We start from the raw sequence: 15969 nt of genomic DNA, 5'->3' as shown, positions 1-15969 counted from the left end.
CGTCGGAACACCCGGCGCCCGCCATTCGTAGATTTCAACCGGGCTCTTCGATTGCTTTGCCGAGCGAAGGGTGACGGCGCCCGAGAGCGAGCTTCCGCACGACAACATAGAAGACCGGCGTCAGCAGGAGGCCGAAAAGCGTGACGCCGAGCATGCCGGCAAAGACCGCAATGCCCATGGCGTGGCGCATCTCGGCACCGGCGCCGGTCGCGACGACAAGCGGGACGACGCCGGCGATGAAGGCGAGCGAGGTCATCAGGATCGGCCGCAGGCGCAGACGCGCCGCTTCAAGCACGGCCGTCAACGGATCGGCACCCTCCTCTTCCTTCGCCCGGGCAAACTCCACGATCAGGATCGCGTTCTTGGCCGCGAGGCCGACGAGAACGACAAAGCCGATCTGCGTGAAGATGTTGTTGTCACTGTCGCTGAACCAGACGCCGGCGATTGCCGAGAGCAACGCCATCGGCGCAATCAACAGGACCGCGAAGGGAAGCGACCAGCTGTTGTATTGTGCTGCGAGGATCAGGAATGCGAGCAGCACGGAAAGCGGAAAGACATACATCGCTGTGTTTCCGGCCAGCTTTTCCTGATAGGCGAGCTCCGTCCATTCGAAGGCCATCCCGGGCGGCAGGGTTTCCGACGCGATACGTTCCATGGCCGCGGTCGCCTGTCCGGACGAATAGCCAAGCGCCGGGCTGCCACTGATATCGGCCGATGGAAACCCGTTGTAGTGCATGACCCGGTCGGGACCTGCGCTTTGCCTGATCGTCAGCAGCGCTGACAGCGGGATCATGTCGCCCGCCGCATTGCGGACCTTCAGGCGGCCTATATCCTCGGGCTGCATGCGGAATGGCGCGTCGGCCTGGACCAGAACACGGTAAGTGCGACCGAACCGATTGAAGTCGTTCACATAGAGCGAGCCGAGATTGACCTGCAACGTCTCGAAGATCGTGTTGAGCGGAACACCCTGCGCCTTGGCCTTCACCCGGTCGATATCGACTTGCACCTGCGGCGCATTCACCTGGAAGCTTGCGAGCATGCCGGCAAGTTCGGGTGTCTGCATCGCCTTGGCCATGAGCGCGCCCTGCGCCTGCGCGAGCGCCTCGAAACCAAGCCCCGACCGATCTTCGATCTGGATCTTGAAACCACCCGTCGAGCCGAGGCCCGGAACCGGTGGCGGTGGGAAGATCCCTGCGAAACCATCCGGAATCCCGGAGAACTTGCCCATCAGCCGGCCGGCAATGGCAAAGGCGGAGAGGGACGGGTCCTTCCGCTCGTCGAACGGCTTGAGCATCGTGAACATGACCGCCGCATTGGGGATATTGACCATGCCGTTGACCGAGAGGCCCGGAAAGGCGACGACGCTCTCGACGCCCGGCTCGGAAAGCGCAATCTCCGACATCGTCTTCACGACGGCTTCGGTGCGGTCGAGCGAAGCGCCGGTCGGAAGCTGGGCGATGCCGACAAGGAAGTACTTGTCCTGCGCCGGGACGAAGCCGTTGGGTACCGTCTGGAAACCGACCCATGTCATGCCGACGAGGCCCGCATAGACGAGCAGGACGAGCGCGCTGAGCCGCACGGCGCGGCGGACCGACCAGACATAGGCATTCGAGGCGCTGTCGAAGAAGCGGTTGAACAACCGGAAGAACCAGCCGAACAGCCCGTCGATCACGCGAGTCAGGAGATCGCGTTTTGCCCCACCGTGGTGCGGCGTCAGCAGCACGCCCGCGAGCGCCGGGGAAAGGGTGAGGGAGTTGATCGCCGACAGGATGGTCGAGATCGCAATGGTCAGTGCGAACTGCCGATAGAATTCGCCCTGCAGGCCGGAGAGAAAGGCCGAGGGAATGAACACGGCCGACAGGACCGACGTAATGGCGATGATCGGCCCGGTCACCTCGTCCATGGCCTTGCGCGCTGCCTCCTTCGGCGTTTGGCCAAGCGCGATGTGGCGTTCCACGTTCTCGACGACCACGATGGCGTCATCGACGACGATGCCGATCGACAGCACGAGGCCGAACAGCGAAAGCGTGTTCAGTGAAAAGCCGAACAGGTAGAGGAAGGCGAAGGTGCCGACCAGGGACACCGGCACGGCAACCAGCGGGATGATCGAGGCGCGCCAGCTCTGAAGGAACAGCAGGACCACGATGACGACCAGGACGATGGCCTCGAGCAGCGTCACCACCACGGCCTCCAGGGAAGCCTTGACGAAGACGGTCGGGTCGTAGGCGATGCGATATTCCAGTCCTTCGGGAAAACCCTTCTGCAGCTCTTCCATGGTGCTGCGGATGGCGGCGGAGACGTCAAGTGCATTCGCCCCGGGGCTCTGGATGACCTGCATCGCCAGTGCCGGTTTGCCGTTCAGAAGGCTGCGCAGCGCGTAGGCGTCCGCGCCGAGTTCGATCCGCGCGACATCGCGCAAGCGGGTGATCTGACCCTCCGACCCCGTCTTGACGATGATATCGCCGAACTGCTCTTCGTTCGAGAGCCTGCCGAGCGTATTGACGGCGACCTGAAACGCCGCCGAGGCTTCAGGCTGCTGGCCGACCGAGCCGGCGGCCACCTGAACATTCTGCTCCTGGATGGAACCGATGACGTCGCTCGCCGTCAGGCCGCGGGCGGCCACCTTGGCGGGATCAAGCCAGATCCGCATCGAATATTCGCCGGCGCCCCAGACCAGGACATCGCCGACTCCCGGCAACCGAGCCAATTGGTCGCGCACCTGCAGGGTCGCGAAATTCGACAGGTAGAGCGGATCATAGCGATCGTCGGGCGAAACGAGATGCACGACCATCAGGATGTCGGGCGAGATCTTCTGCGTCACGACACCGATGCGCTGAACCTCCTGCGGCAGGCGCGGCAGCGCGCGGGAAACGCGGTTCTGCACCTGGATCTGCGCCATGTCCGGGTCGGTGCCTTGTTGGAAGGTCACCGTCAGCGTCATGCGTCCGTCGGTCGCGGCCTGAGAGCTCATGTAGAGCATGTTCTCGACGCCATTGATCACCTGTTCCAGTGGCGCGGCGACCGTTTCAGCGATCACCTCGGGGTTGGCACCCGGATAGCTGGCGGTGACCTGCACGGTTGGCGGGGTCACCTGCGGATACTCGCTCAAGGGCAGCTTCAGCAGTGTCAGTCCGCCGCCGATCAGCATCAGGACGGAGAGAACAACCGCGAAAATGGGGCGGTCGACGAAGAAACGCGGGATGTTCATTGACCTGCCTCCTGCGAGGCAGTTTCGGCGCGTTTATCGTCGGCTGACTGGCCCGGCAGCATGGAGACCATCTGCGGAACGACCTGCATGCCCGGGCGGACCAGCCCCTTCACGATGATCCTTTCTGCCGGGTCGAGGCCTTCCGAAACGACGCGCAGGCCGGCGATCATCGGCCCGGATTCGATAGGGCGGTATTCGACCTTGTCGCCGGCTCCGAGAACCAGGACGTAGCGGCGCCCCTGGTCGACCCCAATCGCTTGATCGTCGACGAGCACGGTCTGCGCCGGTTCGGCAGTCACCAGCCTGACGCGCGCGAAGAGCCCGGGCGTCAGGTGGCTATCAGGATCTTTCAGGATGGCCCTGGCGCGGATCGTTCCGGTGCCGCGATCGACCCGGTTGCCGAGGAAGTCGAGTTCACCCGCATAGGGGAAGCCGGTATCGGTCATCAGCCCCACCTGCACTGGCAGCGTGCCGGTTCCGGATGCCCGCGCCTGCGCGACAAAACCGAGATAGGTGGCCTCGTCGATATCGAAATAGACATGAAGCAGATCGGTCGAGACGATCGTGGTGAGAAGCGTCGCCGCGGCAGCATTTCCACCGGCAACGAGATTGCCTTGCGTGACGAGCACCCGGTCCACCCGCCCTGCAACCGGCGCAGTGACGCGCGTGAAGGACAGGTCGAGTTCCGCAGCAGCGACGGCGGCCCTGGCGATTTCGACCTCGGCCGCGCGTTGGCGGCGGATGGCCTGCGCATCATCGAGCGTCTTGCGCGGCACCGTGCCCTTCGGCGCAAGGGCTTCGGCGCGCTTGAAATCCACCTCGGCCTGATCCAGCAGGGCCCCGGCTTGCCGCAGTTGGGCCTTGGCCGAATTGAGGGTGACTGTGAAGGGTCTCGGGTCGATCTGGAAGAGGAGCTCGCCCGGGCGCACGAGACGACCCTCGGGAACCGTGACAATATCGATCGCGCCACCGACGCGCGGACGAAGCTCCACGATCTCGGCCGCTTCGAGATAGCCGGTGAACTCGGCAGACGGCGCGACCTTGCGCGTGATGACCTCGGCAACGGGCACCTGCGGCAAGGGCATTTCTACCGGCAGGGCCGCGGCCTCGGACGCACCGGTCGAAAGCGCAAGCGCCATGAGATTTCCGGCATAGGGGCCGACATCGTCGCGATAGACGAAGGCAAGGGTGCCCGCGGCTATGGCGACGCCGGCAAGAAGCAGGGTTGAGGAGGCCTTGTTGCTCATTCTCGTTCACTTTCACAAGGGCACCACACTCCGGACCAACGGAGGCGATGACGGTCATTTTTGGCAACGCTGCGGTTTCCAACGATGGAAAGGTCAAGGCCCCGGGGAATTTTTCGGCGGGGTGGTCAATCGTGATGGTGCGCGTGGTGGCCAGCTCCATGCCCCGCACCGCACGCCGTCTGGGAACACGAACATCAGCCCAGCCGAAAGCAGCTGCGCTGCGGCGTTCCGCACGCGGCCTGGCGATCCCAACTCGGAATTGTTCTTTCCGGCGCAAGAACGGTCTTGACCTTACAAGCGCTGGAAGCCGCAGCCTGACGGCAATCCTGTTCGACCCGACCGCCGTTCTGGTCGCCGGCCAGAGAGGAAACGACACCGTGTTTGAAGAAAGGCAAGAGCATGACGGAAAGCAGCACGCCGCATATCGTCCTCTATACAACCCCGGACTGTCCGGACTGCCATGCACTCAGGCTCTGGCTCTCCCACAATGGCGTTGCCTATGAGGAGCGCGATCTCACCGGCCCCAAGGGTACCGACCCGGATGACGGGCCTTGCCCGGACGCATCGCCCTGTGCCGGGCGAGCGAGGAACGACCAATGACAGCCAGAACCGTCGATGTCCGCCAGGCGCGGGCCCGTCTTGACGTAGAGGACGGACAGACCATTCTCGGTGCCGCACTCGCCGCCGGCATTTCCTATCCGCACGGCTGCAAGTCCGGCCGCTGCGGTTCCTGCAAGTCACGCCTGATCGAGGGAACGGTGGAGCTGCTCCCGCATTCCCGTTTTGCGCTCACCGACGAAGAGAAGGCCGATGGCCTGATCCTCGCGTGTCGCGCGCTGCCGCTGGCCGACGCCGCTGTCGCCTGGCTGGGCAGCGACGATGACGTCGAGCCTTCCCGACACCTGCAGGCAACCGTGACAGGCCTCGATGATCTTACGCATGATGTAAAGCGGGTCCGGATCGTGCCTGCGGACGGCTCTTCCCTGTCGTTCATCGCAGGTCAGTACGCACAGCTCGGCTTCACCGGCATGCCTTCGCGCAGCTACTCCATGGCCAACCGTCCCGGACAGAGCAGCCTCGAATTCCACATCCGCCGCGTTCCGGGCGGCGTCACGTCGGAGCATGTGCACAGCAGACTGAAGCCGGGAGACCCGGTAACGCTCGAATGCCCGCTGGGTTCGTCCTACCTGCGCCAGCATCATTCCAACCCGATCTTGTGCATCGCGGGCGGCTCTGGACTTGCGCCGGTCAACTCGATCGTTGAAACCGCCCTCGCCCACGGCATGAAGCAGCCAATTCATGTCTACTTTGGTGCACGAAGCGAGCGCGACCTTTATCTTCTCGACCACCTCGACGCCCTCGTCAGACGACACGGCAATCTTACCTTCACAGCCGTGCTGTCGGAGGCGCATTCGGCACGATACCGGCACGGCTTCGTGACCCGCGCCGTCGCCGAGGACTTTTCCAACCTTGATGGCTGGAAGACCTATGTCGCAGGCCCGCCGCCGATGGTCGATGCCGCAATGGCGGTGGCGTTTGCCCGCGGACTGCGCCGCGAAGATATGCATGCCGACGTATTCTTTACGCCGGAAGCGCAGATGGACGCGGTGCTCCAGCCGGTAAAATGAGATAAACCGCCGTCACATGTCATTCATGACACGTGACGGCGGTTCGACGATGTTCCGATCACTTGCCGCGCGCGGCAAGCCATGCCTTCATCATGGCGATTTCGCCTTCCTGGGCCTTGATGACCTCCTCGGCGAGTTTGCGGACCTCGGGATCCTTGCCGTATTCGAGCGCGACCTTCGCCATATCGATCGCACCCTGGTGGTGCGGGATCATGCCGCGCATGAAGTCAACATCGGCATCACCGGTGTAGTCCGCCATCATACCCTTCATCATGGCGTCCATGGCCATCGTATAGGCCTTCGTCGACGGACTGTCCGCGGCCGGCATCTCCATGCCGGACATATCGTGCCCCTGCATGGCATCGCCCGTCTTCATCTGGCTCTGGGCGATCGCAAGGCCTGCACTGATGGCAAGGGCGCCTGCGATGAAGATCGGCGTGAGCTTGTTCATGATACTGCTCCTGTTCAGCCCGCAGTTGCCGGATATCCGGCCTCTTCGAGAACCTGCTGAAGGGTCGCGAGGTTTGCACTCGTCTCGATCTTGACGCTGCGCGCAGCAGGGTCGGTCTCGACCCTGGCATTCGGATCGACGGACTGGATTGCCCGGGTGACGGATTTGGCGCAACCGCCGCAGGTCATGCTCTCGATCTTGAGTTCCATGAGAAATCTCCTTTGTTGGGTCTCATGCCACTCAAGGTGGGGCTTCCAACGATAGGAAGGTCAAGGGCGTCGATCTGAAAAATCTGCTATTGACCTTCCCATCGCTGGAAGCCCCATCTTCCATCCGAACCTGATTTTCGGAACGACAAAGGAGGCGGCTATGAATGCCCCCGTTCGAACAACAGATCTGTCCGGGACGCTATCGATACCGATCGAGGGGATGACCTGCGCGTCCTGCGTCGGCCGGGTCGAAAAGGCCCTCAAGGCGGTCCCCGGGGTTGCCGACGCGGTTGTCAATCTGGCGACCGAAAAGGCGAGCGTCACCACCAGCCTGCCGGTCGATCATGCCAGGCTGGTCGGCGCAGTCGAGAAAGCCGGCTATACGGTTCCGGCGAGCTTCTCCACGCCGGCCACAGCATCACTTGAGGTGGCGATCGAGGGCATGACCTGCGCATCCTGCGTGGGGCGGGTCGAAAAGGCAATCAAGGCCATTCCCGGCGTCACCAATGCCGTCGTCAACCTTGCGACCGAGAAGGCGACCGTTCAGGGAACAGCCGCTGCAACGGCCATCGTGGCAGCAATTGAAAACGCCGGCTACGACGCCAAACTGATCGCGGCGGCAACCGAGGCAGAAACGGAGGACCGTGCCGAAAAAAAAGAAGCGGAACGCCGTGAGCTGGCGCGCGACTTCACCATCGCGGCAATTCTGACGACACCGGTCTTCATCCTGGAAATGGGATCGCACCTCATACCGGGCGCCCATGAGCTGATTGCCGCAACGATCGGCATGCAGAACAGCTGGTATCTCCAGTTCGTCCTCACCACGCTGGTGCTGTTCGTGCCGGGTATCCGCTTCTATGACAAGGGATTGCCCGCCCTCTGGCGCCTTGCGCCCGACATGAACTCGCTGGTCGCCGTCGGCTCGCTTGCCGCTTATGGCTATTCGCTGGTCGCGACCTTCGCCCCGGCCTTCCTGCCGGCAGAAACCGTCAACGTCTATTTCGAGGCGGCCGCGGTCATCGTGACCCTGATCCTGCTCGGAAGGCTGCTTGAAGCCCGGGCCAAGGGGCGCACATCCGAGGCGATCAAGCGCCTTGTCGGCCTCCAGGCGAAGATGGCGCGCGTGCGCAGAAACGGCAAGACGGTGGAACTGCCGATCGACACGGTCGCATCCGGCGATATCGTCGAGGTTCGCCCCGGCGAGCGCGTGCCAGTCGATGGCGAGGTCGTCGAGGGGGAAAGCTACGTCAACGAATCGATGATCACCGGCGAACCGATCCCGGTTTTCAAGACGAACGGCAGTCCGGTCGTGGCGGGAACTGTGAACCAGAAGGGCGCCTTCGCAATCCGCGCCACGGCGGTTGGCGGCAACACGGTGCTTTCGCAGATCATCCGCATGGTCGAAGAGGCACAGGGCTCCAAGCTGCCGATCCAGGCGATCGTCGACAAGGTGACCATGTGGTTCGTGCCGGCGGTCTTCGCTGTCGCCGCCCTCACCTTCGCCGCGTGGTTCTATTTCGGCCCGTCGCCCGCCCTCACCTTCGCGCTGGTCAATGCCGTCGCCGTCCTGATCATCGCCTGCCCCTGCGCGATGGGCCTGGCGACGCCGACCTCGATCATGGTGGGGACCGGCCGCGGAGCCGAGCTCGGCGTGCTTTTCCGCAAGGGCGAGGCGCTTCAGTTGCTGAAGGACGCAACCGTCGTCGCCGTCGACAAGACTGGCACGCTGACCGAGGGAAAGCCGGCTCTCACCGATCTGGAACTGGCCGTCGGCTTCGAGCGGGCGGATGTTCTCGGACTGGTCGCCGCCGTGGAAGCAAAATCGGAGCATCCGATCGCCCGTGCGATCGTGGATGCAGCTGCGGCGGAAAATGTCGTTCTCCCCGTCATGACGGGCTTTGAATCCGTAACGGGTTTCGGCGTGAGGGCCACGGTCGACGGCAGACCCGTCGAGGTCGGTGCCGACCGGTACATGGTCGAGCTCGGTCATGATGTTGCGGCGTTCTCCGGCATTGCCGAACGTCTCGGCAATGAGGGCAAATCGCCACTCTATGCCGCAATCGACGGCAGGCTTGCGGCAATCATTGCTGTCGCCGACCCGATCAAGGAGACGACACCCGCTGCCATCAAGGCCCTGCACGATCTCGGCCTCAAGGTCGCGATGATCACCGGCGACAACGCGCGCACCGCCAAGGCCATCGCGGCGCGTCTGGGGATCGACGAGGTCGTGGCCGAAGTGCTGCCCGACGGCAAGGTCACCGCGGTTCGCCGTCTCAAGGCCGCGCATGGGAAGGTCGCCTTCGTCGGAGACGGCATCAACGATGCTCCGGCCCTGGCCGAAGCGGATGTCGGCCTTGCCATCGGCACGGGCACGGACATTGCCATCGAGGCGGCCGACGTGGTGCTCATGTCGGGCAGCCTGCAGGGTGTGCCGAACGCCATCGCCCTTTCCAAGGCGACAATCGGCAACATCCGGCAGAACCTGTTCTGGGCTTTCGCCTACAACACGGCCCTGATCCCGGTTGCCGCCGGCCTGCTCTATCCGGCCTACGGCATTCTGCTGTCGCCTGTCTTCGCTGCCGGCGCCATGGCCCTGTCGAGCGTCTTCGTGCTTGGCAACGCCCTCCGGCTCAAGACCTTCACGGCCCCACGCTGACGAAAACCGGCGACCGGTCCCATGTGAAGGATCGGTCGTCGTCGTTTACGGGAGAAAATGCATGAACATTGGACAAGCTTCCAAGGCATCGGGTGTCTCGGCCAAGATGATCCGCTACTACGAGCAGACCGGCCTCATCCCTGCGGCCGGCCGCCGGGCTTCCGGCTACCGCGATTACTCGGACAATGACGTACATATGCTGCGCTTCATCCGACGTTCGCGCGACCTCGGTTTCTCCGTGGCCGAGATCGGCGATCTTCTCGGCCTTTGGCGAGACGAGACACGGCAGAGCGCCGAGGTGAAACGCCTCGCACAAGGCCATATCGACGAATTGGAGAAGAAGATCGCGGACCTGCAGGACATGGCCCAGACGCTCAAGGTGCTGGTCAACGCCTGCCACGGCGACCACCGCCCGCACTGCCCGATCCTCCAGCGCCTCGAAACAGACCGGGAAGGCGAGGACTTTTCCGTTCGCCGGCGTTCGGGCGCCATTGCACGCAACACGCAGTAGGGGCGACAAGGGCCGCTTGCGGAGACCATCTCGAAGCGGCCCTCCTTATGCGGACAAAGTGTTCTCATCCGGATGAAGCGTGGTTGCCGAACCGCGCGATCAGCTGCGCAGCATTCGAGCGACCCGACACGATTGCTTTCGGTAGCCGCCGGATGCCAAATCCTGTGATCACTATCGAGACAGGATATCCAATGCCGCCCGGTGGATTTCCTCATTGGCCGCCATCAACACAGTGCTGTATCGAGACGCGTCGGCAAGTGGCCGCCCCTCCCAATCGGTCACGACCCCGCCCGCCGCCTCTATGATGGGCAGCTGCGGAAGGATGTCATAGTCGAAGACGTTGCTTTCGACGAGAAGGTCGATCCCGCCGAGGGCCAGGAGGCCGGCGGCGTAACAATCGTGTGAAAAGCGAGTGAAGCGGACCCTTGCTGCAAGGGCGTCGAAACGCTCGCGACCCGCACAGCCGAACTGCTCGGGGGCAGACGTGTAGAGGATCGCTTCCTCGAGCCGCATTCTGTCGAGGGTGCGGATCGGCTCACCGTTGAGTGTGGCCACGGCGTCCACACCAAGCCAGCGTTCGCCGGTGATCGGCTGGTTGATCAGGCCGAGAACGGGCTTGTCCCGGTGAAGCAGTGCAATCTGCGTGCCGAAGGCGAACGAGCCAGAGAGGAAAGATTTCGTGCCGTCGATCGGGTCAAGCACCCAAACCCAATCCGCATCGGCCCGGCAGATACCGAATTCCTCGCCTCTTATGCCGTGCTCGGGGCATTCCGCCTCGATCATCCGACGCATGACCGTTTCCGCATCGCGGTCGGCGATGGTGACGGGGCTGGCATCGGCCTTCGCATCGACGGCCATCCGCCTGCGGAACCAGGGGCGGATCACTTCTGCAGCGGCGTCCGCCATCGCATGGGCAAGCGCAAGGAAGACTGGCGGGCAGGTGGTCTGGGCGTTCATCCCTCGGTCCTTTCGGCTTCCTGCGCGATATCGTCGAGCATGGTACGGATCGTCTTTATCTGCCGGTGGGCAGCGGCTGTCTCGCGGACGAGACGCGCCGCAAGATCCCCCGGCCCAAGATCGGTGAAGCTCGCCGTCCGGGCGGGAATGAAGGGGTCCGGCCCATCGGAAGGCCGACGCAGCGCCGGGGCGAAATACCCCTCCTCCTCCTCCAGGCCGAAGGCGAGGACCTGCGGACGATCCTTGCCGAGCAGGAGCAGATCCACGAACATCGCCTGCATCGGCAGATGCCCCGCGCCCGACACGCAGGCCAGATGCGCCCAGCCACCACGGTCAGGCTTGACCAGGCAATCCTTGACATGAACCTCGGTGATCTCTGGCGCCTGGATTGCGAGCGCCGCCATCGGCAGCTCGAAGGCATTGATCATGTTGCCGAAATCGAAGAGCAGGCTGAGGCGCGGATTGGCGACAGCGCCAATGATTTGGACGAGTTCTTCCGATTTCAGATCCTCATGCTGCTCCAGCGTATAACGCAGCCGGCTTGCCGGATCGAAAGCCGCGAGACGCCGGAGATCGGCAATCGTCCAGGCGATGATCTGCGACACCCGTCCCGCGTAGCGCGGATAGCAGCGCAGGGAAGTCGCTCCCGTGGCAAGCGCGATACGCACAGCATCGGCAAGGCCGCTCTCCTCTGTCGTGCTTGTCTCGACATGGAGTTCCAGCGCGCGGGCCTTCAGGTGCCTGGCGAAGGTGGCGAGCGCGTCGTCATCCATGCGGGCGAGGCTGGCCTGTTCCCCATCATCGACATGCAGCTTGAGACCGGGAAGGCGATGCGCCGCGGCAAAGTCCGCAAGGTGCAGCGGCGACATGCCGCCGAAGCGCATGTTGAGGTGAAAGGCATAGGCATGGGCAAAGAGCGGAGCAGAGCGCGCCCGCATGGCAAGCCGGGCGCGACATGCCGATGGCATCGCGGTCACCTTTTTCCGCCAGTCCGGACGTGTTTCGTCGCCCCATGGCATTTCCGTCACGATGACGTTCCCTCCGCAAGGATCGTTGGCTCCATACCTCAGGCCGCCAGCACCAGAAGATCGCGATCCGAGATGCTGACCTTAACGAGCGCACCCACGGCCGGCGGCGGCCGGTCCGGCTGGTTGAACATATCAAGGGAGACCAGCTGGCCCCCGACGTCCACGCGGACGCGGATCACCGAACCGAGGAAATGCACCTCGGCAATGCAGCCGGAAAGCAAGATACCGTGTCCCTCGGCGTGCCCGAGCGCCACTGTCTCCGGCCGCAGCGCCAGACGGATGCGCTCACCGTTACGGGCGGACAACGACCGGTTCAGCACGACGGGCACGTCGCCAATGCGCACCCTGCCGCTCGCAGCCTCGACCACATCGGCATCGACGAGATTGAGCGTGCCGACGAACTCCGCCACGAACCGCGTCGTCGGGCGGTTGTAGATGTCGAAAGGCGTGCCGACCTGATCGGCAATGCCCTGATGCATGACGACGATGCGGTCCGATATGGAGAGCGCTTCCTCCTGGTCATGCGTGACGAAGATGGTGGTGATGCCGAGATCCTGCTGGATACGGCGGATCTCTTCTCGCAGGCTGACACGGATCTTTGCGTCAAGCGCCGAGAGCGGCTCGTCGAGCAGCAGCACCTGCGGGCTCGGTGCCAGCGCACGGGCGAGCGCCACGCGTTGCTGCTGGCCGCCGGAGAGTTGGTAGGGGTAGCGGTCGCCGAGCCGCGGCAATCCGATCAACTCCAGCATTTCGCCGACGCGCCGTGCGATCGCCGCCTTGTCTTCTCCCGCCACCTTGAGGCCGAAGCCGATATTGTCGGCAACGGTCAGGTTGGGAAAGAGGGCATAGGCCTGGAAGACCATACCGATCTTGCGCCGGTTGGCCGGAAGGCCCGTGACGTCGCGCCCGTCGATGCGGATTGCGCCCGATGTCGGCGTCTCGAAGCCGGCGACCATGCGCAGCACCGTCGTCTTGCCGCAGCCGGAAGGGCCGAGGAAGGAGACGAATTCGCCCTTTTCGATGCCGAGGGTGAAGTCTTTCACGACGTGCAGTGCGCCGAAAGACTTTTTCAGGTGGTGAATGTCGAGAAAGGCCATGGTCAGCGCCTCGCGGTGGAAAATTTGGAAAAGCGGGTAACGAGTTGGATCAGCCCCATACAGGCCCAGGTGATGGCGAAGGCGACGACGGCGAGCGCGGAAGGCTCGTAGGCCCGGTTGCCGCCCATCCAGACCATGTAGGGGCCGAAGGTGCTGACGTTCAGCAGCGCCGCGAAGACGTATTCGCCGATGACGATCGCGAAGGTCAGGAAGGCGCCCGACAGCACCGAGACGAAAACGTTCGGCAGGATGACGACGGCAAGGATGCGCGCCCAGCCAGATCCGAGCGACTGCGCCGCCTCGGTGAGGCTGGCGATGTCGATGGTGCGCAGGCCCGTGTCGACCGAGCGGTACATGTAGGGCAGCGCCAGCGTCGCATAGCCGAAGAGCAACAGCAGGTTGGTGCCCCACCAAGTTCCCGTCAACGGCAGGATCGAGGAGGTGTTGTAGATGCGGATGTAGCCAAAGACGATGACGATGGGCGGAATGACCAGCGGCAGGAGCGTGATGAACTCGATGACGGGCCGAAGGCCGGGAAGCCTGAGCCGTACGAAATAGGCCGTCGGCACAACCAGCAGAATGCCGAGCACGATGGTCAGCAGGGCCAGCACGACCGAATAGAGGAAGGTCTGCTGGAACTGCGGGTCGGAAAGCACGATCCGATAGGCTTCCAAGCTGTATTCGCCGCGCTTCATGCGCATCGAGAAATCGACCATGCCGGCAAGCGGCAGCAGGAAATAGACGCCGCCAAGTACAACGGCAATCAAAGACCAGAAGCGTTTTCCCGTCATTTGACCCACCGTTCGGCACGCATGCGCAAGAGGATGTAGATGCCGTTGGCGATCGCGGTGAGCAGGATCATCCCGAAGGCAATGGCATAGCCGAGATGCGGATCGTTGAGCACGTCGCCACGGATCTGCGCAAAGAGCACGATGGGCGCGATGGACAACGAGGAACCGGTGAGCGCGATGGCGGTGGCGACCGCACCGAAGGCATTGGCGAAGAGCAGCGCGAGCGTGCCGAGCAGCGACGGCCACAGCACCGGCAGCGCCACCATCCGCCAGTACTGCGCACCGGTCGCCCCGAGGCTTTCGGCCGCCTCGCGCCATTCGCGGCGCAGGCCCTCCAGCGCGGGCGTGATGATCAGCACCATCAGCGGGATCTGGAAATAGAGATACGTCAGTGCCAGCCCGAGGAACGAAACGATGTTGAAGCCGGAGCCGTAGAGATTGATGCCGAACCAGTTGCGCAGCAGCATCGTCACGAAACCGAGGCGGCCGAGCGTGGCGATGAAGGCGAAGGCAAGCGGCACGCCGGCGAAGTTCGAAGCGACGCCCGAAAAGGTGAGAATGCCGTTGCGAAGCCAGCGCGGCAGGTCACCGAGCGTGATGGCAGCGGCCACAAGGAAGCCGAAAAGGCAACCCAGCGCCGCCGTCAGCAGGCTGAGTTCGATGGAGATCCAGAAGGCCGACCGGATGGAAGGCGACAGGAGCTTGCCGAGATTGTCCAGCGTCACGTGCCCTTCAGGATTGCGGAAGGCGCCGATGACGATGTTGAGCGTCGGCAGGATCAGGAACAGTGTGGCGAAGAGGAAGAACGGGGCAACCCCGAGCCAGTTGAGAAGCTGCCGCGGCCGCAAGGCCGCCGGCAGAGAAGCGGCGCTTGTCGTCATCGGATTGTTTCCTGGGAACAGTGGGTCCGAAGGCTCTGCGGGAAGCCTCCGGACAGGCACGGACTTACTTCACGTTGGCGCCGACCACCTTGTCCCAGCCTTCGACAATGGCGCTCTTGTTGGCATCGAGCGCCTCGACGGTCGGGAAGATCGCTTTTTCATAGGCTTCTGCCGGCGGCAGCTTGTCGAGCAGGTCCTGTGGGAATTTTCCGGCCTTCAGCATGGCGTTGAAGCGTGCCGGGTGACAGTAGCCCTTCAGCCAACCGGTCTGGCCCTCGTCGGAATAAAGATATTCCATCCAGAGCTTTGCCGCATTCGGATGCGGTGCATAGGCCGAGATCGCCTGTACGTAGACACCGGCGACCACACCGGTGGCCGGCACGATGACATCCATCGGCGGATTGCCGTTCAGCGCGTCCCGCCAGGAGAGCAGGTTGTAGTCCCAGGCGGCGATGATCGGCGTCTGGCCCTGGGCGATGGTGCCGGCCTTGCCGAGAACCGGCACGAAATTGCCGGCCTTGTTCAGCTCCGCGAAGAGCTCCAGACCTTTGGCTCCGGAATCGGCCCCCGGCTGCGCACCGCGCGAAATGCCCGCCGACATCAGCGCCAGAATCGCCTGCGCCGAGGAGCGTGGGTCGCCGGTGAGGGCGACGGAACCGGAATATTCCGGCTTGGTGAGGTCGGCCCAGTCGGCCGGCGGGGTCTGGATCAGGTCCTTGTTGATGCCGAAGGCCATGACGCCGTAGTAGTCGCCATACCAATAGCCATCCGCATCCTTGATGTTGTCGGGGATTTCGTCCCAGGTCGCCACCTTGTAGGGCTGCAGCAGGCCTTCCTTCGTAGCGGCGGGCGCAAAGGCAAGGCCGAGATCGACGACATCCGGCGCCTGCGAGCCCGTATTGCCCTTGTTGGAACGGATCGCCTCCAGCTCGTCGGCCGTGCCGGCATCGGGGTTCAGTTCGTTGACGGTGATGCCGGGATATTTCGCCTTGAAACCTTCAATAACCTCACCGTAGTTGCACCAGTCGTGCGGCAGGGCAATGACCGTCAACATGCCTTCCTTCGTGGCAGCATCGACAAGATCCTGCGGCGCCTCTGCACGGGCAAGGCCCGGCAGCGCGGCGGCAATGGCAAGAGTGGAAACGAAAGCCGAGCGGGCGGCATGGGATAGGCGCGTCGTCATGAAGTCCTCCTGTTTGCCGTCTGCGACGGCTGGTGAGCATTGGCTGCCGGTCGGCATCTGCATCCGGCCGCGATCACGGTCCGGGCATTCCGGTTCCCCCGCACTCTGTCTGCGTCCTTCGG

General features: G+C 63.6%; 14 protein-coding genes. 4 read left to right on the top strand and 10 right to left on the bottom strand.

What is annotated here, in order from left to right; all coding sequences use genetic code 11:
• Nucleotides 1-34 precede the first annotated feature (34 nt).
• Both EXZ48_RS24780 and EXZ48_RS24775 read right to left on the bottom strand, forming a co-directional pair.
• Nucleotides 35-3208, bottom strand: a complete 3174-nt coding sequence (locus tag EXZ48_RS24780) for an efflux RND transporter permease subunit (RefSeq protein WP_130519027.1) — start codon at nucleotides 3206-3208, stop codon at nucleotides 35-37.
• The gene (locus tag EXZ48_RS24775) at nucleotides 3205-4455 is read right to left on the bottom strand and encodes an efflux RND transporter periplasmic adaptor subunit (protein ID WP_050746217.1); all 1251 of its coding nucleotides are present in this window, start codon (nucleotides 4453-4455) and stop codon (nucleotides 3205-3207) included. The genes EXZ48_RS24780 and EXZ48_RS24775 overlap by 4 nt, the downstream gene beginning before the upstream one ends.
• Nucleotides 4456-4854: 399 nt before the next feature.
• Between EXZ48_RS24775 and EXZ48_RS24770 the strand changes: the two genes are divergently transcribed.
• Nucleotides 4855-5055, top strand: coding sequence for a glutaredoxin family protein (locus EXZ48_RS24770; RefSeq protein ID WP_082342705.1), 201 nt, complete (start codon nucleotides 4855-4857; stop codon nucleotides 5053-5055).
• A complete protein-coding gene (locus EXZ48_RS24765; protein WP_130519025.1) occupies nucleotides 5052-6083 on the top strand; it encodes a 2Fe-2S iron-sulfur cluster-binding protein in 1032 nt (343 codons plus the stop codon). The genes EXZ48_RS24770 and EXZ48_RS24765 overlap by 4 nt, the downstream gene beginning before the upstream one ends.
• 58 nt (nucleotides 6084-6141) lie before the next feature.
• On the opposite strand, the gene EXZ48_RS24760 is transcribed toward EXZ48_RS24765, so the two are convergent.
• Together EXZ48_RS24760 and EXZ48_RS24755 are read right to left on the bottom strand one after the other, a co-directional pair.
• A complete protein-coding gene (locus EXZ48_RS24760; protein WP_024270339.1) occupies nucleotides 6142-6534 on the bottom strand; it encodes a DUF305 domain-containing protein in 393 nt (130 codons plus the stop codon).
• 14 nt (nucleotides 6535-6548) lie between these two features.
• Nucleotides 6549-6743, bottom strand: coding sequence for a heavy-metal-associated domain-containing protein (locus EXZ48_RS24755; protein WP_023512868.1), 195 nt, complete (start codon nucleotides 6741-6743; stop codon nucleotides 6549-6551).
• A 160-nt stretch (nucleotides 6744-6903) separates the two neighbouring features.
• On the opposite strand from EXZ48_RS24755, the gene EXZ48_RS24750 reads away from it, so the two are divergent.
• Both EXZ48_RS24750 and cueR read left to right on the top strand, forming a co-directional pair.
• Nucleotides 6904-9399: a heavy metal translocating P-type ATPase gene (locus EXZ48_RS24750; protein WP_130519023.1), complete on the top strand. Its 2496-nt coding sequence runs from the start codon at nucleotides 6904-6906 to the stop codon at nucleotides 9397-9399.
• A gap of 61 nt (nucleotides 9400-9460) precedes the next feature.
• The gene (gene cueR, locus EXZ48_RS24745; protein WP_023512870.1) at nucleotides 9461-9910 is read left to right on the top strand and encodes a Cu(I)-responsive transcriptional regulator; all 450 of its coding nucleotides are present in this window, start codon (nucleotides 9461-9463) and stop codon (nucleotides 9908-9910) included.
• Nucleotides 9911-10081: 171 nt separating this feature from the next.
• On the opposite strand, the gene EXZ48_RS24740 is transcribed toward cueR, so the two are convergent.
• The 6 genes from EXZ48_RS24740 to EXZ48_RS24715 all read right to left on the bottom strand — a co-directional run bounded on the left by EXZ48_RS24740 (nucleotide 10082) and on the right by EXZ48_RS24715 (nucleotide 15847).
• Nucleotides 10082-10867 (bottom strand): inositol monophosphatase family protein, encoded by a 786-nt coding sequence (locus EXZ48_RS24740; protein ID WP_130519021.1) that lies wholly within the window; start codon nucleotides 10865-10867, stop codon nucleotides 10082-10084.
• Nucleotides 10864-11835: a TIM barrel protein gene (locus EXZ48_RS24735; RefSeq protein ID WP_165909416.1), complete on the bottom strand. Its 972-nt coding sequence runs from the start codon at nucleotides 11833-11835 to the stop codon at nucleotides 10864-10866. The genes EXZ48_RS24740 and EXZ48_RS24735 overlap by 4 nt, the downstream gene beginning before the upstream one ends.
• 98 nt (nucleotides 11836-11933) lie before the next feature.
• Nucleotides 11934-12992: an ABC transporter ATP-binding protein gene (locus tag EXZ48_RS24730; RefSeq protein WP_130519018.1), complete on the bottom strand. Its 1059-nt coding sequence runs from the start codon at nucleotides 12990-12992 to the stop codon at nucleotides 11934-11936.
• 2 nt (nucleotides 12993-12994) lie between these two features.
• Nucleotides 12995-13783: an ABC transporter permease gene (locus EXZ48_RS24725; protein WP_023512874.1), complete on the bottom strand. Its 789-nt coding sequence runs from the start codon at nucleotides 13781-13783 to the stop codon at nucleotides 12995-12997.
• Entirely contained in the window at nucleotides 13780-14664 is an 885-nt protein-coding gene (locus EXZ48_RS24720) for an ABC transporter permease subunit (RefSeq protein ID WP_024270337.1), read from the bottom strand. The genes EXZ48_RS24725 and EXZ48_RS24720 overlap by 4 nt, the downstream gene beginning before the upstream one ends.
• Before the next feature lie 64 nt (nucleotides 14665-14728).
• A complete protein-coding gene (locus tag EXZ48_RS24715; protein WP_130519016.1) occupies nucleotides 14729-15847 on the bottom strand; it encodes an ABC transporter substrate-binding protein in 1119 nt (372 codons plus the stop codon).
• Between the last annotated feature and the right edge of the window lie 122 nt (nucleotides 15848-15969).

The sequence above is a fragment of the Shinella sp. JR1-6 genome (genome assembly GCF_004284735.1).
Classification (GTDB): Bacteria; Pseudomonadota; Alphaproteobacteria; order Rhizobiales; family Rhizobiaceae; genus Shinella.
The sequence above is the reverse complement of the archived record's forward strand: the minus strand, read 5'-3'. Positions and strand labels throughout refer to the sequence as shown.

Excerpts from the sequence above, each read along its gene's own strand:
- EXZ48_RS24755 (WP_023512868.1), bottom strand. The coding sequence starts at position 6,743 with ATGGAACTCAAGATCGAGAGCATGACCTGCGGCGGTTGCGCCAAATCC.
- EXZ48_RS24775 (WP_050746217.1), bottom strand. The coding sequence starts at position 4,455 with ATGAGCAACAAGGCCTCCTCAACCCTGCTTCTTGCCGGCGTCGCCATA.
- EXZ48_RS24750 (WP_130519023.1), top strand. The coding sequence starts at position 6,904 with ATGAATGCCCCCGTTCGAACAACAGATCTGTCCGGGACGCTATCGATA.
- EXZ48_RS24715 (WP_130519016.1), bottom strand. The coding sequence starts at position 15,847 with ATGACGACGCGCCTATCCCATGCCGCCCGCTCGGCTTTCGTTTCCACT.
- EXZ48_RS24720 (WP_024270337.1), bottom strand. The coding sequence starts at position 14,664 with ATGACGACAAGCGCCGCTTCTCTGCCGGCGGCCTTGCGGCCGCGGCAG.
- EXZ48_RS24725 (WP_023512874.1), bottom strand. The coding sequence starts at position 13,783 with ATGACGGGAAAACGCTTCTGGTCTTTGATTGCCGTTGTACTTGGCGGC.
- EXZ48_RS24760 (WP_024270339.1), bottom strand. The coding sequence starts at position 6,534 with ATGAACAAGCTCACGCCGATCTTCATCGCAGGCGCCCTTGCCATCAGT.
- EXZ48_RS24740 (WP_130519021.1), bottom strand. The coding sequence starts at position 10,867 with ATGAACGCCCAGACCACCTGCCCGCCAGTCTTCCTTGCGCTTGCCCAT.
- EXZ48_RS24730 (WP_130519018.1), bottom strand. The coding sequence starts at position 12,992 with ATGGCCTTTCTCGACATTCACCACCTGAAAAAGTCTTTCGGCGCACTG.
- EXZ48_RS24770 (WP_082342705.1), top strand. The coding sequence starts at position 4,855 with ATGACGGAAAGCAGCACGCCGCATATCGTCCTCTATACAACCCCGGAC.
- EXZ48_RS24780 (WP_130519027.1), bottom strand. The coding sequence starts at position 3,208 with ATGAACATCCCGCGTTTCTTCGTCGACCGCCCCATTTTCGCGGTTGTT.
- EXZ48_RS24765 (WP_130519025.1), top strand. The coding sequence starts at position 5,052 with ATGACAGCCAGAACCGTCGATGTCCGCCAGGCGCGGGCCCGTCTTGAC.
- cueR (WP_023512870.1), top strand. The coding sequence starts at position 9,461 with ATGAACATTGGACAAGCTTCCAAGGCATCGGGTGTCTCGGCCAAGATG.
- EXZ48_RS24735 (WP_165909416.1), bottom strand. The coding sequence starts at position 11,835 with ATGCCATCGGCATGTCGCGCCCGGCTTGCCATGCGGGCGCGCTCTGCT.